Raw genomic sequence first — 23,295 nt, 5'->3', positions numbered from 1 at the left:
TTGATTGAAATGCTGGCCTAATATGCAGCTTCGAGCATCGATGCTGTCGGTGGAGTGCGGGGACAGGGGAGACGAGATGACGTACGTGGCTCAGGAGCTGGCCAGTCAGCCCGACTGCTGGCAGGTAGCCGCAGGCATGGCGGACGGGCTCGCCCACCGGCTTCCGGCGGCCGGTGAGCGCATCGCCGTCGTGGGGTGCGGTACGTCGTACTTCATGGCCCAGGCCTTCGCGGCTCTCCGTGAGGGCAGCGGCCAGGGCGAGACCGACGCCTTCGCGGCGTCGGAGTTTCCTGCCGGGCGGCCCTACGACCGGGTCGTGGCACTGAGCCGTTCCGGGACGACGACCGAGGTGCTCGGTCTGCTCGGTCGGCTCGGCGGAACGACCCGCAGGACCGTGGTGATCGGCGATCCCGACACCCCGATGGCGGCGATGGCCGACGACACGGTCGTGCTGGAGTTCGCCGATGAGAAGTCCGTCGTGCAGACCCGCTTCGCGACCTCGGCGCTGACCCTGCTCCGCGCCCATCTCGGCCTGCACACCGACGCCGTCGTCGAGGACGCCCAGGTGGCGCTCGCCGAGCCGCTGCCCGTCGGGCTGGTGGAGTGCAGTCAGTTCACCTTCCTCGGACAGGGCTGGAGCGTGGGCCTCGCCAACGAGGCCGCGCTGAAGATGCGTGAGGCGGCCCTGGCCTGGACCGAGGCGTACCCGGCCATGGAGTACCGGCACGGCCCCATCAGCATCTCCACCCGCTCCACCGCGACCTGGATGCTCGGCGAGGCCCCGGCCGGGCTGATGGACGAGGTGCACGCGACCGGTGCCCGATGGGTGGCGGGCGGCCTCGACCCGCTGGCCGAGCTCGTCCGGGTCCAGCGCCTCGCCCTCGCCATCGCCCAGGCTCGCGGCCTCGACCCGGACCGGCCGCGTCATCTGACCCGTTCCGTCATTCTCAGCAGTACGACCTGACCGCCCCCCCCTGACGGACCCTCTGACGGACCTTCACCCGGAGTTGCCATGCCCATCGCCGCCACCGGCGATCTGGTCGCCGAGGCCGCCGCACAGCAGCGTGCGGTCGCCGCGTTCAACGTCATCACGCTGGAGCACGCCGAAGCGATCGCCGAGGGCGCGGAGGCCGCGGGGGCGCCGGTGATCCTCCAGATCAGCGAGAACGCGGTCGCCTACCACCGGGGGCGGGCGCGCCCGCTGGCCCGCGCCGCGGCGGAGGTGGCGGACCAGGCCGCCGTCCCCGTCTCCCTCCACCTGGACCATGTGCAGTCCGTCGAGCTGCTGCACCAGGCGGCGGACTGCGGTTTCAGCTCGGCGATGTTCGATGCCGCCCGGCTGCCGTACGCGGAGAACCTGGCGGCCACCCGCGCCGCCGTCGTCTGGGCCCACGAGCGGGGTCTCTGGCTGGAGGCCGAGCTCGGGGAGGTCGGCGGGAAGAACGGGCAGGCTCCGCTCGACGCCCACGCGCCCGGGGCCCGTACGGCCCCCGAGGAGGCTCGGGCCTTCGTCGAGGCCACCGGGGTCGACGCGCTGGCCGTGGCGGTCGGCACCTCGCACGCCATGACCTCGCGGGACGCCCGCATCGACCACGGCCTGCTGGCCAGGCTGCGTACGGCCGTGCCCGTTCCACTGGTGCTGCACGGGTCGTCCGGGGCCTCCGACGAGGAGCTGGCCCGCGCCGTGGCGGGCGGAATCGCCAAGGTCAACATCGGTACCGCGCTGAACATCGCGATGACCGGCGCGATACGGGACCGGCTCGCCCGGGACGATCAGGGCGTGGACCCGCGCCGCTATCTGGCGGAGGGCCGGGACGCGATGGCCCGGACGGTGGCCCGGCTGATGGCCGTGCTGCCTCCTCAGCTTGTTCTTTAGGTCGGACCCGCTGGCGAGATGCGGCCGCCCCGAGCAAATCCGATGGCACCGACAACCTCCGGCGACAAGACTGCACCGGTGAATACCCTGCCTCCGCCGCCCGACCCGCTCCTCCTGCCGGTACGAGACCCGCGCGCCTGCGACCTCGTTCTCGACTATGCGGAGATGCACGCTGTGGTTGCCGACCTGGTTCTGCCCGGCGGCGCGTCGATGTACGTCATGAGCGCGTTGGAAACTTCCCGCGAGCTCATCCGGCACTCCTACTACCGGTACGAGTTCGCCACCGTCGCCGTCACGCATTCCCTGTTCGCCCTGGAGCACGTCCTCGCTGAGCGTCTGGCCACGAACGAACCGCTCCACGTCCTCATCGAGCGGGCCGCCGACGCCGGGCTCATCACGGCCGAGCTCGCCATCGAACTCCACCGCAGCCGATTGCTGCGCGACAAGCTCACGCAGGGCGCCGAGTCAAGTGCCGCCCTCCGCCCGATCCGGGCCGTCGCAATGCTGCGTGCCGTCTTCGATGCCGTCTCCCTGCTCCTTCGCCCACCGTCCGCAGAGGCGACAGGCGCCGACGTGGGCGGAGCACAGCTCGAAGGCGGACTCGCCCGTTTGTGGGAGGACCACCTGCGCGCATTGTTCCCCGACGGCTTCCGCGGTGTGGACTTCGACGGCGTGGATCTGGTCCTCCTGGACGCCGACGTCGCCGGCCTCGTGCAGAGGGAGCTGAAGGGCGGGCTCGACGGCAGTGGCATCGCCTGTCTCTGGGGCTGCATCACCGACCTCGACATGATCGTTCCTCTGATCAACGAGGAGTACTGCGCCTCCTACTTTGCGAATCTTCGGACGATGGCCCAGGTTGCAGCAGCGCCCTACGTCCCCACCGCGACGTGACCACCGAGGTTGAAACATGCGTCTCCCACGGCCTCGTCAGGGTCTGGCTCGGTCAGCAGACTCATTCCCCCACGGCCTTCGTGCTGGTCAAGTGCCTCTTTCGTCGGAGCACAGGATCAGGCGAAGGCCGTGTTCACATCCCCGGAATCCACGCATGAGCGATCACGTTCGGGGCATCGTTCGAGGCCAGACCATAAAGCACAAGCTGAGCTGAACCGCTGACGGGGTTTCCGGAATACGCCGGAGATCTGCCTTCTGCCAACGGCAGAACACCGGCCCGACCGGACTCGACGATCACTACAGTCCAGGCTCATGACGACAGTGACAACGCGCACGATCGACTACGCGGCCGACGGCCTGACGATGATCGGGCACCTCGCGCTCCCGGCCGGTGTCGGCCGCCGGCCCGCGGTCCTGGTCGGGCCCGAGGGGGTGGGGATCAGCGACGTCGAGCGCCGCCGGGCCGATGCGCTCGCCGAGCTGGGATACGTGGCGCTGGCCTTCGACCTCCACGGCGGGCGCTATTTGAGGGACCCTGAGGAGATGTTGGCCCGTTGCATGCCTCTGCTCGCCGACCCCGACCGGATGCGAGGCATCGGCCACGCGGCGCTCGACGTGCTCCGCGCCGAGCCGCGGACCGACCCGGACCGGATCGCTGCCGTCGGCTACGGCACCGGGGGCGCAATCGCGCTGGAACTCGGGCGCGACGGCGTTGACCTGCGCGCGATCGCGACAGTCAACGGACTGACCACGGGCCGATCAGGCGAGGCTGCGCGCATTCGCTGCCCGGTGTGGGCCGGGGTCGGGTCGGAAGATCCGATCATGCCGCCCGCGCAACGGGACGCATTCACCGCCGAGATGCAGGCCGCAGGCGTCGACTGGCGCCTCGTGGTCTACGGCGGCGCCTTGCACGCCTTCCATCACCCACCGGTCGACCACATCGTGCTTCCCGGGGTCGGTTATCACCCTCAGCACGCGCACCGAGCTTGGTGGGACGTCGTCGACCTGCTCGCCGAGTGCCTGCCCATAACCGAGTGATCTGGGCAGACTGCGGTCTATTCACAGGCTCTCAGCTTGTCGTTTAGCCTCTGTGCGCTTCAGTTGGGTCTGCGGGTGTCTCTCCGCAGGGCGCGGTTTGTGATCACGCGGGAGGGGAGAGCTGTTCGCGCACCCATCTGGGATCGGGGTTGGTGTGTGGCCGGCCCGTCACGACGACGGTCGGCACGGTCTCGTCGCCGTCGTTGGCTGCTCTCACCGCTGCGGCTCCTGCCGGGTCGCGCCAGATGTTGACCCAGTGCAACTGGCGGGCACTACGGCCCAGCCGGATGCGCAGTCGTATGCAGTACTTGCAGCCCGGCCGCCAGAAGACGACCGGTCGGCCGTCGACCGCGCTGCGGCGTTGTGCCTCCTGCGCACCGATCGACCTCGGGAAGATCAGGGGTGAGTTCACGCTGGCGAGCGCCAGGAACGCCAGCAGGAGTGCTGCGGCTGTGCCGGGGCTCCCCTTGAAGATCTGCCCAGCCGCGACGGCTGAGCCGCTGAGTACCAGCAGCATCGGCAAGGTCCAAGCACGCATCATGGTGATACAGGCTACCGATGAGGCGAAATGCTGCCACGTCTACGGACGCTCAGGACGGTCCAGTGACCAGTTCATTCCCGGCTGGCCCTACTCGTTCGTCGCCGCGCTGGAGACGGGGCCGCACCTCGTGGTGCCAGCTGCTGGACGCGGTCCGCCTGGGCCCCGAAGATGATGTCGCCGAGGTCACCTCCCGGCAGGTCCGCCGTGTCGTGAACGACCTGATCGGCCAGGGCCAGTGGGGGAACGGCGACCCGGAGATCCTGGTCGCCTTCGACGCTGGCTACGACGCGCCGCGCACGGCTTACCTCCTTACCGGCCTGCCCGTCGAGGTGCCGTTCCCCCACTCCCGCGGCAGTACCGCGAGATCGCGCCCTACCCGTCGGCCCGGGGCCGATGTGATCGGCGCGGCCGAGGGGACCGCCAGCACCCGGCAGCCCGCTGCCTCGGCCGCGGCCACCCCGGCGGGGCTGTCCTCCACCGCCAGGCAGGCCCCGGGCGGGAGGCCCAGGCGGGTGGCCGCCTTCAGGTAGGGGTCCGGGAAGGGCTTCGAACGGTCGCTCTCGCCGTCCGCCACCGTCGTACGGAACACCTCACCGCCCAGCGCCCGCAGGACCGTGTCCACCACCCGGCGCGGGAAGGCCGACACCAGGGCGGCGGGCACGCCGTCCCGCACCAGCCGGTCCAGCAGCGCGCGGGCTCCCGGCCGGAGTGGTACGCCCGCTTCCACAGCGGCGAGGAAGGTGTCCTCCAGTTCCGATTCCAGTCCGGCGAGGGTCGTGGGCTCCGGACACAGCTGTACGAGGAGGGTCGCCGTGTCGGCGCGGTTGCGGCCGAGCACCCCCGCGCCCTCCTCGTCCGTGAGGGCGTGGCCGTGCGCCGATGCCACCCCCCGGGCGGCCTCCAGCCAGAGGCGTTCGGTGTCGACGAGCGTGCCGTCCATGCCGAGGAGCACCGCGCGCGGCACGGTGGGCACCGCGCCGCCGTCGAGCGTCCAGTGCGTGTCCGGCGTACGGTCCAGGGCCGCGTACACCTGAGCGGCGACGTCCTCGTGCCGGACCGGGCGGGCGGGGCGGGCCCCGGCCGTGATGTCCGGGCCGGCACAGGCCAGCCACGCGGTGCGCTCCACCGCGCTGCCGCCGCCGTGGCCGCCCTCGTCCCGGTGCCCGTGGTCGGTGACGACGAGGACGGTCCAGGCCTCCCGTTCGTACGAGGGGCGGGCGCGCAGGGCGGCGAGGAGGTCGCCCAGGCGGCGGTCCGCCGACGCGATCGACGCCTTGTAGGCCGCCCCGCAGCCCAGGTGATGGGCCGTCTCGTCGGGGGCGCCGAGGTAGACGAAGGACGCCTCGGGGTCCTCGTGGGTCAGGATGCTCACCGCGTCGCGCACGGTGGACTCGTCGGCCCGCTCCCAGGCCTCGGGGGTGTCGGCGGCCGGAGCGTGGTGGGTGAGCCGGGTGGGGTGCCGGAACATCGGGCCGCCGTCGGCGACGGTGACCAGGGGTTCCCAGGCTGCCGCGACGTAGGTGCGGCGGCCGTCCTGGCGGGACAGGCGGGTGGCGAAGTCCGGGAAGACGCCGAGGCGGTGGCCGCTGAAGTCGTTGCTCCACACGGCGTGCTTGCTGACGTTCACACCGGTGACGGTCGTCGCCCAGCACGGCCCCGACATGGTGGGCGTGCCCTCCGCCACGGTCACGGGGGCCAGGAAGCCCGCGTCGGCCACCGTGTCGAGGTGCGGGGTGCTCACGCGGTTCAGGGTGTCGAGGCGCACCCCGTCGATGCCGACGACGAGCACCCGGCGGGTACGGGACATGGCGGTCTCCCACGGCTCCAGGTGTACGGATACGGGTCAGGCCTGCTGGTGCAGGGTGCTCGGGTCCACCCCGTGGGCGAACGGCAGGCCGTGGGCGTACCGTTCGAGCTCGTCGACCGCGGCGTCCGCGAGCCGGTGGAGCTCGCCGCCCTGGGAACCCGCGATGTGCGGGGTGAGCAGCACGTTCGGCAGGTCGTAGAGGGGCGAGTCCGGAGGCAGGACCTCCGGTTCCGTGTGGTCGAGCACCGCGTTGAGGCGTCCGGCGGCCAGCTCCTTCACCAGTGCTTCCGTGTCGACCAGCGAGCCGCGTGCGGTGTTGACGAGCGTCGCCCCGTCCCGCATCAGCGCGAGGCGCGGGGCGTCGAACAGGTGCCGGGTCGAAGGGAGTTCGGGGGCGTGGATGCTGACGACGTCGCTGAGGGAGACCAGGGCGTCCAGGCCGGTCCGCTCGACGCCGAGGGCGCGGGCTTCGCCCTCGTCGAGGTAGGGGTCGTGGACCAGGACGCGCAGGTCGTGGGGGCGGAGCAGTTCCACGACGCGGCGGCCGATGCGGGAGGCGCCGACGACGCCGACGGTGCGGCGGTAGTTGCCGATGGCCGGGAACCGGGTGAGGAGGTTCACGCGGGAGCGTTCCTCGCGGTAGAGGCGGGCGCTGTGCAGGACGTGCTTGTTGGAGAGGAGGATCGCCGCGACGGTGTATTCGGCGACGGGGAGGGCGTTGGCGGTCGCGGCGGTGCTGACGGTGATGCCGCGGTCCCAGACGTCCTGGGTGATGTGGTGCTTGACGGAGCCCGCGGCGTGGATCACGGCCCGCAGGCGGGGCATGGCGCTCAGGGCGGCGGGGCCCAGGGGCGGGCAGCCCCACCCGGTGAACAGGACCTCCGCGTCGCGCAGTCCGGCGCGCTGGGCCGGGTCGTCGGCGTCGAAGTCGGTGACGAGGAGTCCGGGGTCGAGGTCGGCGATCCGGGCTATCCGGTCCAGCGCCCCGGGGGCCAGGACCGCCGCGCGGGTCTCGCCGCTCATCGCCAGGACAGTGCGCGGGCGGGGCCGCCGGGACGGGGCGGGGTGGCTCACTTGACGGCTCCTGCGGTGAGGCCCGAGCGCCAGAAGCGCTGGAGGCAGAGGAAGGCGACGATCAGGGGGACGACGGCGACGAGCGACCCGATGATCACCAGCGGGTACAGCTCGGGCTGCTGGTAGACGTTCTGGTTCCACATGAACAGGCCCAGGTTGACGGGGTAGAGCCGGTCGTCGTTGAGCATCATGAGCGCGCCGTAGAAGTTGTTCCAGCCTGCGGTGAACGAGAACAGGAAGATGGTCACGAAGCCGGGCGCCAGCATCGGCAGGGAGACCTTCACGAAGGTCCGCACCTCCCCCGCCCCGTCGACCCGGGCCGCTTCCAGGACCTCGTCGGGGACGTACCCCTCGGAGAAGACGCGGGCCAGGTAGACGCCGAACGGGTTGACGAGGCTGGGGATCAGGACGGCCCAGTAGGTGTTGACGAGGCCGAGTTCGGAGGCCATCAGGTACAGCGGGAGCTGGACGACGGTCGAGGGGATGAGAACGCCGACGAGGACGACACCGAAGAGCTTCTCCCGGCCCCGGAAGGCGTACTTGTCGAAGGCATAGCCGCAGGCGACCGAGATCAGGGTGGAGAGCCCGGAGGCGACGACGGTGTAGAGGAGGCTGTTGAGCAGCCAGCGGACGAACACCCCGTCGTTGTGGGCGAAGAGGGCCTCCAGGTTGGACAGCAGGGCGAAGTCGCCCAGGCTGAACGGGTTGGTCGCGAACAGGTCCCGGTAGCTCTTGGTGGAGGCGATGAGCAGCCAGGTCAGCGGCATCAGGGTGTAGACGGCGACGACGGCGAGAACCGTGTTCACCACGACCCGGGAGGTGAGGCTTCCGGTGCGGCCTCCGCGGGCGGGCGGCCGTGGCGCGGTGCGGCGGGCGGTCCGGGCGCGCCGGGTTCTCCGGGTGGGGTCGGACGGGGCATCGGGGGTGGCTGTCTGGGTGCTCATGAGGCCTTCCACCGGTTGCCGAGCTTGGTGACGACGAAGGACAGCAGGCCCGCGACGAGGGCGAGCAGCAGCGAGCTCGCGGCGGCCAGGCCGTAGTCATGGCCCTTGAAGGCGGCGGTGTAGATGAACATGGTCGGTGACCAGTCCTCGCCCATGGTGTTGGCCCGCAGTTGTACGAGTTTGGGGGCGTCGAAGAGCTGGATGGCGCCGACGCAGGTGAAGAGCAGGGTCAGGACGACGGTCGGCCGGATCATCGGGATCTTGACCTGGAGGGCGGTGCGCAGGGCTCCGGCTCCGTCGACGGTGGCGGCTTCCAGCACTTCGCGGGGAACGGCCTGGAGACCCGCGTAGAAGATGATCATGTTGTAGCCGGTCCACTGCCAGGCGGAGATGTTGACGACCGAGAGGATCGCCTCGTCCTCGCCGAAGAAGTTCCAGCTCGCACCGAACGCGTCGAGGGCGTCGGTGACCGGGCTGAGGCCCGGGGTGTAGAGGTAGAGCCAGATCAGCGAGGCGATCAGGCCGGGCACGGCGTGCGGCAGGAAGTAGGCGATCTGGAAGAAGCGCCGGGCGCGGGCCAGGGTCGAGTCGACGAGCAGGGCGAGGATGAGCGCACCGCCGACCATGGCGGGGATGTACAGCACGCAGTAGAGCGCGATGTTCCCGAACGAACGGAGGAACGCCTCGTCCCCGAGGGCTTCGGTGAAGTTGCCGAACCCGGCGAAGACGCGCTCGGTTCCGCCGAATCCGAGGCCGGAGGACTCCTCCCGGAAGAGGCTCATCCACCCCGCGTAGAGCAACGGCAGGACGGTGACGCCAAGGAAGAGGGCGAAGAACGGCACGGTGAAGAGCGCCACGGCCCTGCGCTGTCCGCTGCGGGTGCCGGGGCCGCCCGGGGCGCCGGGCCTTCCCGGTCCGGCGGTGGCGGCCGCCGGCGGTGCGGGCCGGGGCGGCGGGGTCTTGGCCGGCCGGGCGAGTGGGGCTGCCACCTGTTGCTCCTTCGGCGGGTCGGGAGGGAGGGGGACGGCTGGAGGTCGGGCCTCGGTGCGTTGGCCGTCCTGAGGGCGTCGGCGGGCCCGGGACGCTGCGTCCCGGGCCGGGCGCGCGGCTACTGGGCCAGCTTCAGGCCGCGGTCGGTGACCGCCTTCTCGCCCTTCGCCTGTCCGGTGCTCAGCATCCTGGTGTGGTCGCCGCCCGCGGCCAGCTGCGCCGAGGTGACCTGCTGCTGCACCGGGCCCCAGGTCCAGCCGGGCACGATGGTCTCGGCGGCCTCACCCGCCAGCGCGTACACGTCCTGGTCCCCGAAGTAGGAGTTGTCGAACTCCTTCGCCGCCGCGGCTCGCATGCCCTCGTTGGCGGGCAGGGCGCTGCTGGGGGTCTTCAGCGAGCTGAGGCGGGCCGTCATGGCCTCGGGGTCGGTCGTGACCCATTTGATGAACTCGGCGGCGGCCTCGGTGTGCTTGCTGCCTTTGGGCACGACGTAGGAGGTTCCGCCGTACATGCCGGTGCTCGGCTTTCCGTCCCAGGTCGGCAGCGGGGCTATGCCCCACTTGCCCTTGGCGTCGGGGTAGCTGACGGGGAAGTTCCCCGCGCTCCAGGCGGCGCCGATGATGGTGGCGACCTTCCCGGTGGCACGCTCCTTGGTCTCGCCCTCGCCCCACAGCGGGGTCCTGGACGCCAGGCCGTCCGCGAGGAGGTCGTCCCAGTAGGCGGCGACCTTCCGGGAGGCCGGGTCGTCGATGTTCACCTTCCAGGCGTCGCCCTCGGTGCCGTACCACCGGGCACCCGCCTGCCAGGCCAGGCCGGAGAGCAGGGCGGGGTCGCCGCCGCCGAAGTTGGTGATGGTGATGTCCGGGTCGCCTCGGTGGACCTTCTTGGCGGCCGTACGGTACTCCGCCCAGGTCTCCGGCACGTCGACCCCGTACTTCTCGAACAGGTCCTTGCGGTAGAAGAGCTGGATGGGCGTGACGTCGAAGGGCACCGCCCAGGTGGAGCCGCCGAGGTTGACCAGGGACTGGACCGCCTCGGGGAACTCCTTCTTCACCAGGTCGCCGGAGCCGGCGGTGAGGTCTTCCAGGTTGCCCTCGCTGGCGTACTCGGGCAGGGCGGAGTAGTCCATGGTGGCCACGTCGGGGGCGTTGCCGCCCTTGACCGCGTTGGACAGCTTGGTGACGCCCTCAGGGCCCGCCGGGACCAGTGAGAACCTCACCTTGATGCCGGTGTGCGCCTTGTTGAACGCGTCGGCCGTCTCCTTGGCGCCCGCGGTGGCCGACCAGAAGGTGAGGGTGACGGGCTCGCCGTCGCCGGGGGCCGAGGAGTCCGAGCCCGAGCCGCCGCAGGCGGTGACGAGCAGGGTCAGGGAAGCGGCGGACGCCGCGAGGGCGATGCGGGACGTACGGACGTTACGGGGCATGGGCCGACTCCTACGAGACCTCGGACTGCGGGAGATGAGGCGAACGCCACACATCATTTTGCGCAGAACCGATCACCGTCAAGAGCAAATGACCAATTCAATCGAATCGATCACGCATGCGGTGGGGCGCGGCCCCGCTGCCCGTCGACATCACCTCACCGCAGGGCTCCGAGCTCCGCACCGTCATCCCTCTCGGCATCCTGGACTGACGCCCGGTCAGGAAGCGGCGGCTCCGCACGAGACCCGGATGCGCAGGGCCGGCAGGATGTCGAGGTGGCGGCGGGCTCCGGGGCCCGCCGTGCGGGCGGCCGGCGCATCCGGGTCCGACGCGCCGAGGCGGGACAGCAGGAGCCGTGCGGCGGCGGCGCCCACGGCGCGCTTGTCCGGGGCCACGGCGGTGAGCGGCAGGTCTGCGAGGGAGGCGACCTCGTCGTCGTAGGCGATCACCGCGAGGTCCTCGGGCACCCTTACGCCCCGGGCCTGGAGCCGGGGGATGAGAACGATCGCGTCGGCGTCGCTGTGCACGATCGCGGCGGTCACATGGCCGCTCGCCACACCCTCGCAGAGATACTCCAGCGTCCGTTCGAACCGGTCCTGCGCCGATCGTGAGGGGGTGTTCTCCAGTGGTGAGGCAGGGACCGGGCTCAGTCCCAGTGCCTCGACCGCGGCCCGGTAGCCGACCTTGAGACGGGGCGCGGTGGGACTGTCCTGCACGGCGAGCGCGATCGCCCGGTGGCCGAGCCCGGCCAGGTGCGCCACCGCCTCGGCGGCCCCGTGGGCATGGTCCGAGCGCACCCGGTCCAGGCCTGCCGCCGGATGGCCGAGCGGGGCCCAGCGCTCCACCAGCACCACCGGTGTCTCCTGCTCCACCGCCCACAGCCCCTCGCCCGGCTCCGGGCAACCGCGCTCCCAGCTCGGCGTGAGCAGCAGCCCGTCGGCTCCCGTGGACAGCAGGCGGCGGGTCTGGGCCGCGTCCTCGTCCGGGAGGTAGTGGGAGAGCCCGATGGTCAACCGGGCGCCCGCGGCCTCGACGGTCTCCCGGGCGCCGCGCACCACATCCGCGTAGTAGTACTCGGTGGTCGGCACCACCATGCCCACCACCAGCCCTTCGGCGGAGGGGGCGGCGGGTGCGGGCCGGGGCTGTCCCGAGGGCCACACCACGGCACCGTGCAGCCGCTCCACCAGCCCCTGGGCCGACAGTGCCTCGACGTCCCGGCGCAGCGTGACCGCGGACATGCCGAGCTCCGCGGCGAGTTCCGCGACGCGCAGACTGCCGCGCTCGCGGACGAGCTCCAGTACTCGCTCGTGGCGCTGGTCGACGTGCAGTCGCATGGATCCCCCTGGGCTCGGAGACGGCTGGGCTCTGACCTGTGACAACCATATCGATCACATCCGCTCGAAACGATCCGAGCACGGATTTGCCTCGATGCGGCGAGTTCGGGACCGGTGACTACCTGATCGCGCCCCGCGCGCTTTTACACGCCCCCACAAGCGATCGATACGATCAATTCAGCCAAAGTAATTGAGCGAGTCGTCCGGTGACTGCTAGAAAGTGGCCGCCCGCTCAGAACAGTCGGATTCCGGGATCAGGTCCGCACTCGGCGCACCGGTTCCCGCCGGACACACGTCAGCGACCCGGAGCCTCCCATGACTTCTGCCTGGTCCCGCCGTACCTTTCTGGCCACCTCCGCGGCACTTACTGCCACCGGCGGCGCGCTGGTGCTGCCCGCGCCCCACGCCGCCGCCGACGATCCGTACACCGCCCTGCGCGCCACGTGGAGCGCACTGATCCTCGGCGAGGGATTCAGCCCGACCGCCGAACCGTTCAGGAGCCGGCTGGCGGACCTCGGTACGCGGGCCCGGCAGTTGCTGGAGACCATGGCCCCGGCGGACGGATCGCTGTGGCCCGACGCCGTGTTCGCCGACCCGGACCCGGACACCGACCCCGAGTCGTACGCCTTCTCCGGGCGGATGGCCGACAGCTTCCTCCGCCTCAGCGCCATGGCGCAGGCCTACCGCCAGCAGGGCACCGGGCTGACCGGGGACGCCGGACTGCGCGACGCCGTGATCAGGGGCCTCGATCACCTCCACAGCCAGGTGTACAACGACCAGCAGACCCGGTACGGGAACTGGTACAGCTGGCAGATCGGCGCGCCCCAGGCCCTGCTGGACGTGTGTGTGCTGCTGTACGACGCCCTCACCCCGGAGCGGCTCGCGCGCTGCTGCGCCGCGGTGGACCACTTCGTACCGGACTCCACCGTGGCCTCGTACACCGGGACGAGCACCGGGGCCAACCGGGTCGATCTGTGCCGGGTGCTGGCCCTGCGGGGGGTCGTCGGCGGGACCTCGGCCAAGATCGCCCTGGCCCGGGACGCCCTCTCCCCCGTCTTCCCGCTGGTGACCAAGGGCGACGGGCTCTACGCCGACGGCTCGTTCATCCAGCACACCACCGTGCCCTACACCGGCAGCTACGGATCGGTGATGCTCGGCGGGCTCGGGCTGCTGTTCGCACTCCTCAAGGGGACCGCGTGGGAGGTCACCGACCCGCAGCGGCAGGTGGTGTTCGACGCGGTGGAGAACGCCTGGGCCCCCTTCCTCTACAACGGTCTTGTCATGGACTCCGTCGCGGGCCGGGCCATCAGCCGCGGCGAGGGCGACGACCACCGGCGCGGCCATCCGGTCCTCGCGTCGATCGTGCTGCTCGGCCGGGGCGCGTCGGCCGCCGAGAACGCCCGCTGGCGGGGGCTGGTCAAGGGCTGGGCGCAGCGCGACTACTACAGCCCGCCGCTGAGCGACCCATCCCTCGGGCTGACCTCACTGGCCCGGATCAAGAGCGTCCTGGACGACACCTCGCTCACGGTGGTGCCCGAGCCGGACGGCCACCGGCTCTTCCCCGACATGGCCCGGGCCACCCACCGCCGCCCCGGCTGGGCCGCCGCACTGAGCATGGCCGATAGGCGGATCACCTACTACGAGACCGGCAACGGCGAGAATCTGCGCGGCTGGCACACCGGGGCGGGGATGCTCTACTGGTGGGGCGACACGTTCGCCAACGGCCAGTACAGCGACGCTTTCTGGCCCACTGTGGACCCCTACCGGCTGCCCGGGACCACGGTCTCGCGCAAGCCGCTGGCCGACGGGGCGGGCGGTGACTGGGGCGCGTCCCTGCCCGATGTGAACTGGGTCGGCGGGGTCACCGACAAGAAGCGCGCGGCGGTGGGGCAGTACCTGAAGGGGCTGTCGAGCACGCTGATGGCGAAGAAGTCGTGGTTCTTCCTCGACGACACCGTGGTGTGCCTGGGCGCGGGCATCCACGGCCGGGACGGCTCGGCCGTGGAGAGCACGGTCGACAACCGCAACCTGGGGCCGGTGGGCAACGCCCCCTTCACCGTCGGAGGTTCGGCCACACCGAGAACCCTCCCCTGGTCGGCGACGCTGACCAACACATCCTGGGCGCATCTCGCCGGACACGGCGGCTACGTCTTCCCCGGCGGGGCCACCGTGAAGGCGCTGCGGGAGAACCGGACCGGGCGCTGGAGCGACATCAACACCGCGGGTTCCACGGACCCGGTCTCGCGCAAATACCTCACCCTCTGGTTCGACCACGGCCAGAACCCGACGGACGCCGCCTACGTGTACCAGGTGCTGCCGGGCGCGACCGAACAGCGGACCGCGGCGCGGGCGGCGGACAGCGACTGGCTGCGGGTGCTCGCCAACACCGACGACCAGCAGGGCGTCGCGGTCCCGTCGACCGGGCTGACCGCCGTCAACTTCTGGTTCGGCGGGAGCGTCGGCCCGCTGGTGGCGGACGCCCCCTGTTCGGTGATGGTCACCGAACACGCCGACGGGACGGCCACCGTGTGCGTCAGCGACCCCATGCGCATGCGGACGAGCCTGACCCTCACGTGGGACCGGGCGGTCGCCTCGGTCGTCTCGAAGCCGTCGACCGTGACATCGGCGGCCACCGGGGCGTCGCTGTGGCTGGTCTTCGGCGACCTCTCCGGTACGCGCGGGGCGACGCAGACGGTGAAGGTGCGGCTCTCCTGAGCGGCCTGTCACACGGGAGTGCTCAGGTGTTCCTCGATCCAGCGGACGCCGAAGTCGACGGCGGGACCGGCCTCGAACAGACAGCTCCTGGCGGCGCCGACGGTGCCGTCCCGGCCGATGCCTGCGTCGAGCATGCTCCGGACGATGACCGCGAAGGGGTCCTGTCCCGCGGGCACGACGGAGGAGTAGTCGAATGCGCCGTCCGTCGAGTCGATGTCATGGAAGGTGCGCCAGACCCGCTCGCCGTTCACCTGGACGGGCTGCTCGTACGTCACGAACCGTTTGCCGGGCGCCCGGGCCAGCGACTCCGCGAGGTGCAGCAGCGTCATCGTCTCCCGGGGCGCCCCGAGCAGCAGCACCCGCCCGCCGAGCGCGACGAGGCGCGCCAGCGGGCTGTCCGGGCCGTGCGGGTCGTCCCAGGGGTGGTCGGCCATCAGCGCGGCCGCCGACGGGCCGAGCGCCGCGAGGCTCGCGTCGGGGTGACGACTGCGCACCGCCCCGGGCCTGCGGCGCAGGGCCTCCGGGAGACGGCCGTTGCCGTGCTCGGCCTCACTGAGCTCCGGGTCGTACGCGGGGTGGTGGGCGCGCAGGGCGTCCTGCCAGGTGCGGGGCCAGGTGGTGAAGTCGTACGGCGGGGCGTCGTTCCAACCGCAGGAGACCATCAGTGTGCCGGTCGTGCCCACCACATCGAGGAGGGCGTCGATGACGGTCTGGGGGCCGCCCGGGACGTAGCCGATCGCGGAGAGCCGCGTATGGAACATCACGGTGTCACCCCGGCCGAGGCCCAGCGCGGCCAGATCGTCCCTGATCCGGTCCCGCGTCACCGGCCCCCCGGAGCGCCGCAGCAGTGCTTGTACGTCCATGCCCCCACAGCCTAGGGCGCTCCGGGGAAACCGGCTGACCCGGAGGCGCGGGGCGGTCATACTGTCGGCCGGCACCACGGACCGAGGGACATGATCATGACGAGTGATGACCGGGTCGGGCCTCCCCTGTCCGGGAGCGAGCGTGAGACACTGCGGGGCTTTCTCGACTACCACCGCGAAACTCTGGCCATGAAGTGCGCCGGGCTGACCGACGAGCAGTTGCGCGAGCGGTCAATGCCGCCGTCCACGCTGTCGCTGCTGGCTCTGGTACGGCACCTGACCGAAGTGGAACGCGCCTGGTTCCGGCGGGTGTTCGAGGACGGCGATGCGCCGATGGTCTGGTCACAGGAGCCTTTCGACTTCCAGGCCGCGTACGACGCGAGCGCCTCGAACCGCGCCGAGGCGTTCGCGGCCTGGGAGGCCGAGGTGGCGACCTCGCGCCGCATCGAGCGGGAGGCGGCGTCGCTGGATCTGCCGGGCCGTCAGCCCCGTTGGGGCAAGGACGTCTCGTTGCGGATGGTCATGGTTCACGTCCTGCTGGAGTACGGCCGCCACAACGGGCACGCGGACCTGCTGCGCGAAGGGGTGGACGGGACGGTGGGCGCCTGAGCGCGCGAACCTCCCGTGGGTAGGCCATGGTTCGGCGGAGCGCCGGTGGTGCGGGCGTAGTCCACGGAGCGCCGACGGGCCGCCTCGTAGACTCGGCCGCATGACTCAGCAGCCGGTCTCCCCCGACCTCGTCTCCACGTTCGCGCCCGACGGCACCCTGCGGGCCTCGATCAATCTGGGCAACCCGATCCTGGCGGGCCGGGACGCCGAGACCGGTGAGCCGGGCGGCGTCTCCGTCGACCTGGCGCGGGAGTTCGGGCGCCGACTCGGGGTGCCGGTCGAGCTCGTGGTCTTCGAGCGGGCCGCGCTGTCGGTGGACGCGGTGAAGGCGGGCCGGGCGGACATCGGCTTCTTCGCGGCCGACCCCGCGCGCGGCGAGGGGCTCCGGTTCACCGCGCCGTACGTGCTGATCGAGGGCAGCTACCTGGTGCCCGACGCGTCCCCGATCACCGAGAACGGCCAGGTGGACCGCGAGGGAACCCGGATCTCGGTCGGTTCGGGGTCCGCGTACGACCTTTTCCTCACGCGCGGGATCCGGCGCGCGGAGATCGTCCGGTTCCAGGGCGCCGGTCCCGCGCTCGCCGCCCTGCGGGCGGGCGAGGTGGAGGTGGCGGCCGGTATCCGGCAGCTGCTGGAGGGCGAGGCCGCGCGGGCTGTGGGCGTACGGGTGCTGCCGGGGCGGTTCATGGTGATCCAGCAGGCCATGGGCACGCCCGAGGGGCGGGGCACGGCGGCGCAGGAGCTGCTGGCGGCGTTCGTGGAGGAGATGAAGGCGGGCGGCTTCGTCGCCGACGCTCTGAAGCGTCATGGCGTCGAGGGCGCGACGGTCGCGCCCGCCGGCTGAATCTCCTCGCGGCGGCCGGGGGTCCAGGGCGGGACGGGGGCATTCGGCGTCGGCGAAGGCGACGTGGAGGCGAGTCGGCGGCAAAGCGCAGGTCACCCTCCGCGGCGAAGGCCCGGACCTGTTCGAGGCCCGGTCGACGCCGCCGGGGCCCGGACACAGCGTGCGCCCTGGGCCTGCGCCGGATGCTGCCGCAGGCGGGCGGGATTGCCGTCGGACAAGCCCGTGCAGCACCGGTGGCCCGCCTTCACGTGGGGGGGAGCCGGAGCCGGAGCAGCCGTGCACGTGCCGTGCGGCTTCGAGCGCGGGCGGGATCTCGATCTCCCCGGCGATCTCACTGCCGGTGAGGCCGGTTTCCGGCATGCGCAGCCTCTGGTCGCGCGGACAGCCGTACATGTCGCGCTGCGGGAAAGGGAGATGACGGTCCGGTCCCCGCCCCGGACCGGCCAGTGGTGCGAGGCGAAGCCGACATCGGCCTCGTCCGTGTACAGCCCGATGGCCTCGTCGATGCAGCGGGACCGGGCACGCGCGTCGCGGACCCGGTCACCGCGGGGAGCGGGCCGAAGGGATGAGGGACGGGGCCACGGATCGCCTCGGCAGCTCAGGAGCGGCGGCGGGTCAGCACGCGGGTGGTGCTGCCGTCGTCCTCCTCGATGTCCCGTACGTGCTCGAAGCCGATGCGGGCCAGCAGTGTCAGCGAGGCCTGGTTCGCCGCGGCGACGGTGGCGTGCACCTCGGTGAGCCCGAGGGTCTCGAAGCCGTGGGCGACGAGGACCTGCGCCAGCTCGGTGCCCAGGCCGTACCCCCAGGCCGTCGGCGCGAGGGCGTAGATGATCTCGTGGCCGCCGCCGACGGCCTCGGTCGGCTTGATCTCGGCGTGCCCGACCAGGAGACCGTCGCGTCGAACGGCCCAGACGGCGAACAGGTCCTGGGCGTAGACCTTGCTGAAGATCCGTCCGAACAGGGCGCGGTCCTCCGCCTCGGAGGCGGGGCCGTCGCCCATCCAGCGCGACACGCTGGTGTCCTGGAACAGGGCGACGAAGGCCTGTTCGTCCTCAGGGACGTACGGCTCCAGCAGGAGCCTGTGGGTGCGCAGAATCGGGGTCACAGGCGGTGACGCTACCGGGGCTGTGTCCCCGTCGGCGAACTCCTTTCGCCCGCGCCGGGGGGCGGTTCCCCTCAGGGCCGGGGGCCTGCCGCCGGGTCCTCCCTCAGCAGTCGCAGGGCCTTCTCCCGCAGCCGCCTGCGGTGTTCGGGGTCAGTGGCCCGGTCGGCGGCGCGGCCCAGTTCCTCGGCGCGTTCACGGGTGCGGCGGGCTCGTTCCACCGGGGTGTCGGGCAGGTTCATACGGGCGTCCTCCGTCGTGGGTCCTCCGTCGCCGGCCGACGCGGTGCGTGCGACCGGCGTCGGGTGCGCGACCGGAGCACCAGCGTCACCGGAGCCGGCCCGGTCCGCATCTCGTGCGGCTACGCTCAGTAACTCCCGGCGGGGCTGCTGGCGGGGCTCCTGGCGAGAAGCGGCACTCGGGGGGGGCGAACGACCGTGCGTGGACTGGACGGTCAGTCGACGGTGTGGGCGGGGTGGCCCTCGGTCCGGCGGGCCTCCTTCATCTCGGCCTCGTAGAGGTGGTCGCGGCCTTCGGCGAGTTCCTGTCTGATCTGCCGTTCGATCGCCCGGAACACGTCGTAGTAGGTCGCGTTGTACTCCTCGACGATCTGGAACGTCCAGTGGCCGGGAATGACATTGCGGCCGAGAATCTCCCGTTCGACCTGCTCGGCCTGCGGCCCGTGCCCGGCCTCGCGCAGCAGGCGCACCGCATCGTCGAGGCAGAGGTCGGCGCTCCCGGTGAGCTGATGAAAGTCGTAGAGGGCACCGCGAGCCCGCTCGGCGGTCTCCAGCGCTTTCGAAAGGGCCCCGAGGGCTTCGACGGTGGTGTCGCTGACGCCTTCCGGGCGCCGGTGCCGGGGGTCGAGCGGCCGCGCTTGGGCGTTCATCGGGGCTCCTTCTCGGCGTGGAGGCGTTGGATCACCTGCCCACCTTCCTACCCCGAGCGGCGTCACTCCCGCCGGTGGACCGCCCGGACGGAGGAGGCCGACAGCAACCACCTGGACCCCTAATATTCCTTATTACTCCCTAAGGTGCTCTCCATGGAGTATTTTACGTTACGATGAGGAAGTATGGAGAGCGATGAACGCGAGCTGTACTCGATCGGCGAGGTGGCCGAACGGCTGGGCCTGCATGTGCGGACCGTCCGGAACTACGTCCGCGACGGAAAGCTCAAGGCCGTCCGGATCGGCAAGCAGTACCGGATCAGCCGGGAGGACTTCGAGGCCCTGACCGGCCGTACCGCCGAGGCCGCCCCGGGTCCGGCCTCCGCGCCCGCACGCGGCCACCTGGAGGTGTCCAGCATCGTGCAGATCGACGGGCTCACCCGGGACGCCGCACACCGTTTGAGCACCTTGGTCACGGCGAGCGCCCAGTCCGCGCGGAGCCCGTCGGACTCCCTGCGCATCCAGACCGTCTACGACCAGGAGCGAGCCCGAATGAAGATCGTCGTCCTCGGCGGCGCCGCCACCACCGCGGAGCTGCTGCACCTGATCGACAGCGTGACGGGCCCGGACAGCGGTCTGTTCCCCTCCACGGAGAGCGGACAGGGGGCGGACCATGGCTGACGCCATCGAGGAGCACCACGGCGTACCGGTCCTGGTGTGCGACGCCGACGGCGTCCAGATCGCCACCGTCCAGGACGCCCTCGACCAGCTGATCGGCATGGCCTTCCAGGGCGCGGAGGTGGTGGCCGTGCCGGCCGCGCGCCTGGACGACCGCTTCTTCGACCTCAGTACCGGTTTCGCCGGGGACATGCTGCAGAAGTTCTCGGCCTACCGGCTGCGTCTGGTCGTCCTCGGGGACATCGGCCACCACCTCTCGGCCAGTGCCGCCCTGCCCGACCTCGTGCGCGAGGCCAACCGGGGCAGGGACGTCTGGTTCCTGCCGGACTTGGACGCCCTCGCCGCCCGGCTGGCCTAGGACTTGTCCGGCGGCGCACCCCCGGCCGCGCGGCCCCCGGCTCAGCCCTCCTCGTCATCGTCGCCCTCGAAGGCGTCACCGATCTCGTCGACCACTTCGGCGGCAACCATGCCCCCGACGACGCCGACGGCCACACCCGCCGCGACTCCGGCCACCACCGCACCGGCGCCGGGGCCCGAGCGGCGGTGGGTGTCGTCGTGGTGACTGCCGTGGTGTTCTCCGTACGGGGACGGGGCGGCGTACGCCTCGTGTCCGGCGATGACCTGCTTCAGCCAGCCGTCGACCCGGTCGTTCCAGTCGGTCTGCGGGGCGGTGTGGTGGAAGGCTGTGAAGCGGTGGACCGTGTCGTGCCCTCCGCAGAGGAGGCCGGCGCGCTCGTCCGCCTCGATGACCACCTCCAGGCCGCCCCGGGCGGCGAGGAGCAGAGTGATCCGGTGACCGTGTGGTCCGTGACGGCTGTGACCGAGGAGCCCCGTGCCACCCCGCCGGGCGAAACCGCCCGGGAAGGTACAAGGGTTTCCCAACCGCACGACCGTTACGCGCAGTTCCGGCCATCAAGATCACCGGTTGCCGCCCGCCCGTCGAGCACTCACGCCACATCCCCCTCCGCCACGGCTCTTCCCCAGGTGACACCCCGTGTGATACCTGCCACTCCCGTTTGCTTTGCGGTCCCTTTAATATCGACGGGGTGGGTTCATAGCCCACCTCCGTCGTCGACCGGACGACCCGAACAGAGAAGGAGCTGCGGTACCGCAATGGGTGAACCTCCCAGTACGAACCGTGTCACCACCGCCCCGGCACACCAGGGGATGGAGGTGACACGGTGAGCGAAGTGATATTGCTCCTCCTCGCCCTCGGGCTGACCCTGGCCTGCGCGGTGTTCGTCGCGGCCGAGTTCTCGCTGACCACCGTCGAGCGCGGCGAACTCGAACGCGCCACGCAAGCCGGTGAGCGCGGCGCCGAAAGTGCGCTCAAGGCCGCCAAGCGGCTCACTTTCCAGCTCTCCGGCGCGCAGCTCGGCATCACCGTGACCTCTCTGGTCATCGGCATGCTGGCCGAGCCGTCCATCGCCGTGCTGCTCCGCGGCCCGCTGGAGGCTGTCGGGCTTCCCTCCGGCGCCGTGTCCACGGTCGCCACCCTCCTCGGTGTGGCCCTGTCCACCGTCGTCCTCATGGTGATCGGTGAACTGGTCCCGAAGAACTGGGCGATCTCCAGCCCGCTGGCGGTCGCCAAGGTCGTCTCGACCCCGCAGCGGGCCTTCACGGCCGCCTTCGCCCCGCTGATCCGGCACCTCAACAACACCGCGAACCGTGCCGTACGGCGGATGGGCCTGGAGCCCGCCGAGGAGCTGGCCTCCGCCCGTACGCCCCAGGAGCTGATCGCGCTCGCCGAGCACTCCGCCCGCGAGGGCGCCATCGAGGAGGACTCGGCCGAACTCTTCGTCCGCACCCTGAACCTGGCGGAGCTGTCAGCCGAGAACGTGATGACGCCGCGCGTCGATGTGCGGGCGCTGGAGGCCCACGCCACCGCCGCCGACGCCGCAAACCTCACGCTGGCCACCGGCCTGTCCCGGTTCCCCGTCTACCGCGACAGCCTGGACGAGGTCATCGGCACGGTCCACATCCGCGACGTCCTCGCCCTGGACGAGTCCGAGCGGGCCCGGACCCCGGTCACCGCGCTGGCCACCGAACCCCTGCTCGTCCCCGATTCGCTGCCCGTGGACCGGCTGCTCACCCAGCTGCGCAAGCACCGCACCATGGCCGTGGTGATCGACGAGTACGGCGGCACCGCGGGTGTCGCCACCGTCGAGGACATCGTGGAGGAGGTCGTCGGCGAGGTCCGCGACGAGCACGACCCCCACGAGCGCCCCGACCTGGCGCCCGCCGAACCCCTCGGCGACGGCCGCCCGGTCTGGGAGGCCGAGGGCAGCATCCGCCTCGACCAGCTCGACCGGATCGGGTTCAGTGCGCCGGAGGGCCCCTACGAGACGCTCGCCGGTCTCGTCGCGACGCGGCTCGCCCGCATCCCCGTCCGCACGGACCGGCTGGAGCTCAACGGCTGGCAGTTCGACGTCCTCGACATCGAGCACCACCGGGCCGACCGGGTCCGTATCACCGCGCCCGCCCCGGCGCTGGCCCTCGTGGAGGAGGACGCCCGATGACCGCCATCCAGCTCGCCATCGGCGCGCTCACCCTCCTGACCAACGCGTTCTTCGTCGGTGCGGAGTTCGCCCTGATCTCGGTGCGCCGCAGCCAGATCGAGCCCCAGGCCATACGCGGCAGCCGACGCGCCAAGAGCGCCCTGTGGGGCCTCGAACACCTGTCGGCCGCCATGGCGACCGCACAGCTCGGCATCACCATCTCCTCGCTGGTGCTGGGCGCCGTCGCCGAGCCGGCCATCGCCCATCTGCTGGAGCCGCCGTTCGACGCGGTCGGCGTGCCGGACGCGCTGGTCCACCCGATCGCGTTCGTGATCGCACTGACCCTGGCGACGTACCTGCACATGCTCATCGGCGAGATGATCCCGAAGAACATCGCGCTGGCCGCCCCCGTCGCCACGGCCCTGGCGCTCGGGCCCTCGCTGGTGGCCCTGACCCGGGCGCTGCGCCCGGTGATCTTCGGCATCAACGCCTTCGCCAACACGCTGCTGCGGCTCCTCAAGGTCGAGCCCAAGGACGAAGTCGCCTCGGTGTTCACCGACGACGAGCTCGTCCGGCTGGTGAAGGATTCCAGCGACGCGGGTCTGCTCGCCCCGGCCGACGGCGAGCGCCTGCGCGACGCCCTGGAGCTGGGCACCCGGCCGGTCGGCGAGGTGATGGTCCCGCTCGGCCGGACGGTCACCGTCGACCTCGGCATCACCCCGCAGGGGCTGGAGCGGGCCGCCGTCGCGTCCGGCTTCTCCCGGCTGCCGGTCACCGGACCGGACGACGGAATCCTCGGCTACCTCCACATCAAGGACGCCCTCGGTGTCGCGGAGCGCACCAAGCCGCTGCCCACGAGCGCGATCCACCCCGTCATCCGGGTCGAGATCGACACCCCGCTGGACGACGCCCTCACAGCGATGCGCGCCGCCGGTACGCACCTCGCGGCGGTCGCCGGGGACAAGGGCACGGTCATCGGCTTCGTGGCGATGGAGGACGTGCTGGAGGAGCTGGTGGGAGCCGCCGCGGTCTGACGGACCCGGGAGCGCCCGGCATCGAAGCGGAAGCCGAGGCGGCCCGTCGCGCGCACCTGCGCGGCGGGCCGCTTTCCGTGTGCCTCCGCGCGGCGGGCAGCCTTCGTCCTCACGTGCGCTGCGGGCCGCCTTCGTCCGTGCATGCCCGGC

22 protein-coding genes and 2 pseudogenes are annotated in these 23,295 nt (G+C 71.5%); 12 read left to right on the top strand and 12 right to left on the bottom strand.

All coding sequences use genetic code 11. From position 1 onward, the window contains the following. Positions 1-76: 76 nt before the first annotated feature. The 4 genes from RI138_RS31615 to RI138_RS31600 all read left to right on the top strand — a co-directional run bounded on the left by RI138_RS31615 (position 77) and on the right by RI138_RS31600 (position 3,805). A complete protein-coding gene (locus RI138_RS31615) occupies positions 77-964 on the top strand; it encodes an SIS domain-containing protein (RefSeq protein ID WP_311123069.1) in 888 nt (295 codons plus the stop codon). Between the two features lie 48 nt (positions 965-1,012). Further along, a complete protein-coding gene (locus RI138_RS31610; RefSeq protein WP_311122673.1) occupies positions 1,013-1,876 on the top strand; it encodes a class II fructose-bisphosphate aldolase in 864 nt (287 codons plus the stop codon). A 78-nt stretch (positions 1,877-1,954) separates the two neighbouring features. Then, on the top strand, positions 1,955-2,767 hold the full coding sequence (locus RI138_RS31605; protein WP_311122672.1) for a hypothetical protein: 813 nt from the start codon (positions 1,955-1,957) through the stop codon (positions 2,765-2,767). Between the two features lie 312 nt (positions 2,768-3,079). After that, on the top strand, positions 3,080-3,805 hold the full coding sequence (locus RI138_RS31600) for a dienelactone hydrolase family protein (RefSeq protein ID WP_311122671.1): 726 nt from the start codon (positions 3,080-3,082) through the stop codon (positions 3,803-3,805). Between the two features lie 103 nt (positions 3,806-3,908). Here the strand turns inward: RI138_RS31600 and RI138_RS31595 are convergent, their stop codons facing one another. Then, positions 3,909-4,346, bottom strand: a complete 438-nt coding sequence (locus RI138_RS31595) for a glutaredoxin domain-containing protein (protein WP_311122670.1) — start codon at positions 4,344-4,346, stop codon at positions 3,909-3,911. 31 nt (positions 4,347-4,377) lie between these two features. Between RI138_RS31595 and RI138_RS31590 the strand changes: the two are divergent. After that, a pseudogene (locus tag RI138_RS31590) lies at positions 4,378-4,678 on the top strand (transposase); the annotation flags it as partial. Here RI138_RS31590 and RI138_RS31585 read toward each other — a convergent pair. From RI138_RS31585 to RI138_RS31560, 6 genes are all read right to left on the bottom strand, one after another. After that, positions 4,648-6,153 carry an HAD-IA family hydrolase gene (locus RI138_RS31585; RefSeq protein ID WP_311122669.1) on the bottom strand — a complete coding sequence of 502 codons (1,506 nt, stop codon included), beginning with the start codon at positions 6,151-6,153 and terminating at the stop codon, positions 4,648-4,650. The pseudogene RI138_RS31590 and the gene RI138_RS31585 overlap by 31 nt on opposite strands. 36 nt (positions 6,154-6,189) lie before the next feature. Then, complete coding sequence (locus RI138_RS31580; protein ID WP_398864408.1) at positions 6,190-7,176, bottom strand: hydroxyacid dehydrogenase; 987 nt, start codon at positions 7,174-7,176, stop codon at positions 6,190-6,192. Positions 7,177-7,223: 47 nt separating this feature from the next. Beyond that, a complete protein-coding gene (locus tag RI138_RS31575) occupies positions 7,224-8,171 on the bottom strand; it encodes a carbohydrate ABC transporter permease (RefSeq protein ID WP_311122667.1) in 948 nt (315 codons plus the stop codon). Further along, positions 8,168-9,160, bottom strand: a complete 993-nt coding sequence (locus tag RI138_RS31570; protein ID WP_311122666.1) for a carbohydrate ABC transporter permease — start codon at positions 9,158-9,160, stop codon at positions 8,168-8,170. Before RI138_RS31570 ends, RI138_RS31575 begins: the two co-directional genes overlap by 4 nt. Before the next feature lie 119 nt (positions 9,161-9,279). Further along, positions 9,280-10,584: an ABC transporter substrate-binding protein gene (locus RI138_RS31565; protein WP_311122665.1), complete on the bottom strand. Its 1,305-nt coding sequence runs from the start codon at positions 10,582-10,584 to the stop codon at positions 9,280-9,282. 216 nt (positions 10,585-10,800) lie between these two features. Further along, on the bottom strand, positions 10,801-11,916 hold the full coding sequence (locus tag RI138_RS31560; protein WP_311122664.1) for a substrate-binding domain-containing protein: 1,116 nt from the start codon (positions 11,914-11,916) through the stop codon (positions 10,801-10,803). A gap of 315 nt (positions 11,917-12,231) precedes the next feature. Between RI138_RS31560 and RI138_RS31555 the strand changes: the two genes are divergently transcribed. After that, positions 12,232-14,631, top strand: coding sequence for a polysaccharide lyase 8 family protein (locus tag RI138_RS31555; protein WP_311122663.1), 2,400 nt, complete (start codon positions 12,232-12,234; stop codon positions 14,629-14,631). Between the two features lie 8 nt (positions 14,632-14,639). On the opposite strand, the gene aac(3) is transcribed toward RI138_RS31555, so the two are convergent. Beyond that, positions 14,640-15,494, bottom strand: coding sequence for an aminoglycoside 3-N-acetyltransferase (aac(3), locus tag RI138_RS31550; RefSeq protein ID WP_311122662.1), 855 nt, complete (start codon positions 15,492-15,494; stop codon positions 14,640-14,642). A gap of 96 nt (positions 15,495-15,590) precedes the next feature. On the opposite strand from aac(3), the gene RI138_RS31545 reads away from it, so the two are divergent. Both RI138_RS31545 and RI138_RS31540 read left to right on the top strand, forming a co-directional pair. Then, positions 15,591-16,103 (top strand): DinB family protein, encoded by a 513-nt coding sequence (locus RI138_RS31545; RefSeq protein ID WP_311122661.1) that lies wholly within the window; start codon positions 15,591-15,593, stop codon positions 16,101-16,103. A 100-nt stretch (positions 16,104-16,203) separates the two neighbouring features. Further along, entirely contained in the window at positions 16,204-16,947 is a 744-nt protein-coding gene (locus RI138_RS31540; RefSeq protein ID WP_311122660.1) for an ABC transporter substrate-binding protein, read from the top strand. A 598-nt stretch (positions 16,948-17,545) separates the two neighbouring features. On the opposite strand, the gene RI138_RS31535 is transcribed toward RI138_RS31540, so the two are convergent. The 3 genes from RI138_RS31535 to RI138_RS31525 form a co-directional block, all read right to left on the bottom strand. Further along, the gene (locus tag RI138_RS31535; RefSeq protein ID WP_311122659.1) at positions 17,546-18,052 is read right to left on the bottom strand and encodes a GNAT family N-acetyltransferase; all 507 of its coding nucleotides are present in this window, start codon (positions 18,050-18,052) and stop codon (positions 17,546-17,548) included. Positions 18,053-18,123: 71 nt separating this feature from the next. Beyond that, positions 18,124-18,291 carry a DUF6381 family protein gene (locus RI138_RS31530; RefSeq protein ID WP_179499952.1) on the bottom strand — a complete coding sequence of 56 codons (168 nt, stop codon included), beginning with the start codon at positions 18,289-18,291 and terminating at the stop codon, positions 18,124-18,126. 212 nt (positions 18,292-18,503) lie between these two features. After that, positions 18,504-18,938: a hypothetical protein gene (locus RI138_RS31525; RefSeq protein WP_096624156.1), complete on the bottom strand. Its 435-nt coding sequence runs from the start codon at positions 18,936-18,938 to the stop codon at positions 18,504-18,506. A gap of 183 nt (positions 18,939-19,121) precedes the next feature. Between RI138_RS31525 and RI138_RS31520 the strand changes: the two genes are divergently transcribed. Together RI138_RS31520 and RI138_RS31515 are read left to right on the top strand one after the other, a co-directional pair. Then, the gene (locus RI138_RS31520; protein WP_311122658.1) at positions 19,122-19,616 is read left to right on the top strand and encodes a helix-turn-helix domain-containing protein; all 495 of its coding nucleotides are present in this window, start codon (positions 19,122-19,124) and stop codon (positions 19,614-19,616) included. Further along, positions 19,609-19,971 (top strand): DUF4180 domain-containing protein, encoded by a 363-nt coding sequence (locus RI138_RS31515; RefSeq protein ID WP_311122657.1) that lies wholly within the window; start codon positions 19,609-19,611, stop codon positions 19,969-19,971. The genes RI138_RS31520 and RI138_RS31515 overlap by 8 nt, the downstream gene beginning before the upstream one ends. Before the next feature lie 41 nt (positions 19,972-20,012). Here the strand turns inward: RI138_RS31515 and RI138_RS31510 are convergent. After that, positions 20,013-20,387: pseudogene (locus tag RI138_RS31510) on the bottom strand (sporulation protein); the annotation flags it as partial. A 407-nt stretch (positions 20,388-20,794) separates the two neighbouring features. Here RI138_RS31510 and RI138_RS31505 point away from each other — a divergent pair. Further along, positions 20,795-22,132: a hemolysin family protein gene (locus tag RI138_RS31505; protein WP_311122656.1), complete on the top strand. Its 1,338-nt coding sequence runs from the start codon at positions 20,795-20,797 to the stop codon at positions 22,130-22,132. Next, positions 22,129-23,145: a hemolysin family protein gene (locus tag RI138_RS31500; RefSeq protein ID WP_311122655.1), complete on the top strand. Its 1,017-nt coding sequence runs from the start codon at positions 22,129-22,131 to the stop codon at positions 23,143-23,145. Before RI138_RS31505 ends, RI138_RS31500 begins: the two co-directional genes overlap by 4 nt. The last annotated feature ends 150 nt before the right edge of the window (positions 23,146-23,295 follow it).

This window comes from Streptomyces durocortorensis (assembly GCF_031760065.1).
Taxonomy (GTDB): domain Bacteria; phylum Actinomycetota; class Actinomycetes; order Streptomycetales; family Streptomycetaceae; genus Streptomyces.
Note: the sequence above shows the minus strand (reverse complement) of the source record. Positions and strands in the feature narration are given on the sequence as shown.

Excerpts from the sequence above, each read along its gene's own strand:
- RI138_RS31520 (WP_311122658.1), top strand. The coding sequence starts at position 19,122 with ATGGAGAGCGATGAACGCGAGCTGTACTCGATCGGCGAGGTGGCCGAA.
- RI138_RS31555 (WP_311122663.1), top strand. The coding sequence starts at position 12,232 with ATGACTTCTGCCTGGTCCCGCCGTACCTTTCTGGCCACCTCCGCGGCA.
- RI138_RS31500 (WP_311122655.1), top strand. The coding sequence starts at position 22,129 with ATGACCGCCATCCAGCTCGCCATCGGCGCGCTCACCCTCCTGACCAAC.
- RI138_RS31525 (WP_096624156.1), bottom strand. The coding sequence starts at position 18,938 with ATGAACGCCCAAGCGCGGCCGCTCGACCCCCGGCACCGGCGCCCGGAA.
- RI138_RS31580 (WP_398864408.1), bottom strand. The coding sequence starts at position 7,176 with ATGAGCGGCGAGACCCGCGCGGCGGTCCTGGCCCCCGGGGCGCTGGAC.
- RI138_RS31545 (WP_311122661.1), top strand. The coding sequence starts at position 15,591 with ATGACGAGTGATGACCGGGTCGGGCCTCCCCTGTCCGGGAGCGAGCGT.
- RI138_RS31565 (WP_311122665.1), bottom strand. The coding sequence starts at position 10,584 with ATGCCCCGTAACGTCCGTACGTCCCGCATCGCCCTCGCGGCGTCCGCC.
- RI138_RS31560 (WP_311122664.1), bottom strand. The coding sequence starts at position 11,916 with ATGCGACTGCACGTCGACCAGCGCCACGAGCGAGTACTGGAGCTCGTC.
- RI138_RS31575 (WP_311122667.1), bottom strand. The coding sequence starts at position 8,171 with ATGAGCACCCAGACAGCCACCCCCGATGCCCCGTCCGACCCCACCCGG.
- RI138_RS31540 (WP_311122660.1), top strand. The coding sequence starts at position 16,204 with ATGACTCAGCAGCCGGTCTCCCCCGACCTCGTCTCCACGTTCGCGCCC.
- RI138_RS31585 (WP_311122669.1), bottom strand. The coding sequence starts at position 6,153 with ATGTCCCGTACCCGCCGGGTGCTCGTCGTCGGCATCGACGGGGTGCGC.
- RI138_RS31595 (WP_311122670.1), bottom strand. The coding sequence starts at position 4,346 with ATGATGCGTGCTTGGACCTTGCCGATGCTGCTGGTACTCAGCGGCTCA.
- RI138_RS31515 (WP_311122657.1), top strand. The coding sequence starts at position 19,609 with ATGGCTGACGCCATCGAGGAGCACCACGGCGTACCGGTCCTGGTGTGC.
- RI138_RS31530 (WP_179499952.1), bottom strand. The coding sequence starts at position 18,291 with ATGAACCTGCCCGACACCCCGGTGGAACGAGCCCGCCGCACCCGTGAA.
- RI138_RS31600 (WP_311122671.1), top strand. The coding sequence starts at position 3,080 with ATGACGACAGTGACAACGCGCACGATCGACTACGCGGCCGACGGCCTG.
- RI138_RS31615 (WP_311123069.1), top strand. The coding sequence starts at position 77 with ATGACGTACGTGGCTCAGGAGCTGGCCAGTCAGCCCGACTGCTGGCAG.
- RI138_RS31610 (WP_311122673.1), top strand. The coding sequence starts at position 1,013 with ATGCCCATCGCCGCCACCGGCGATCTGGTCGCCGAGGCCGCCGCACAG.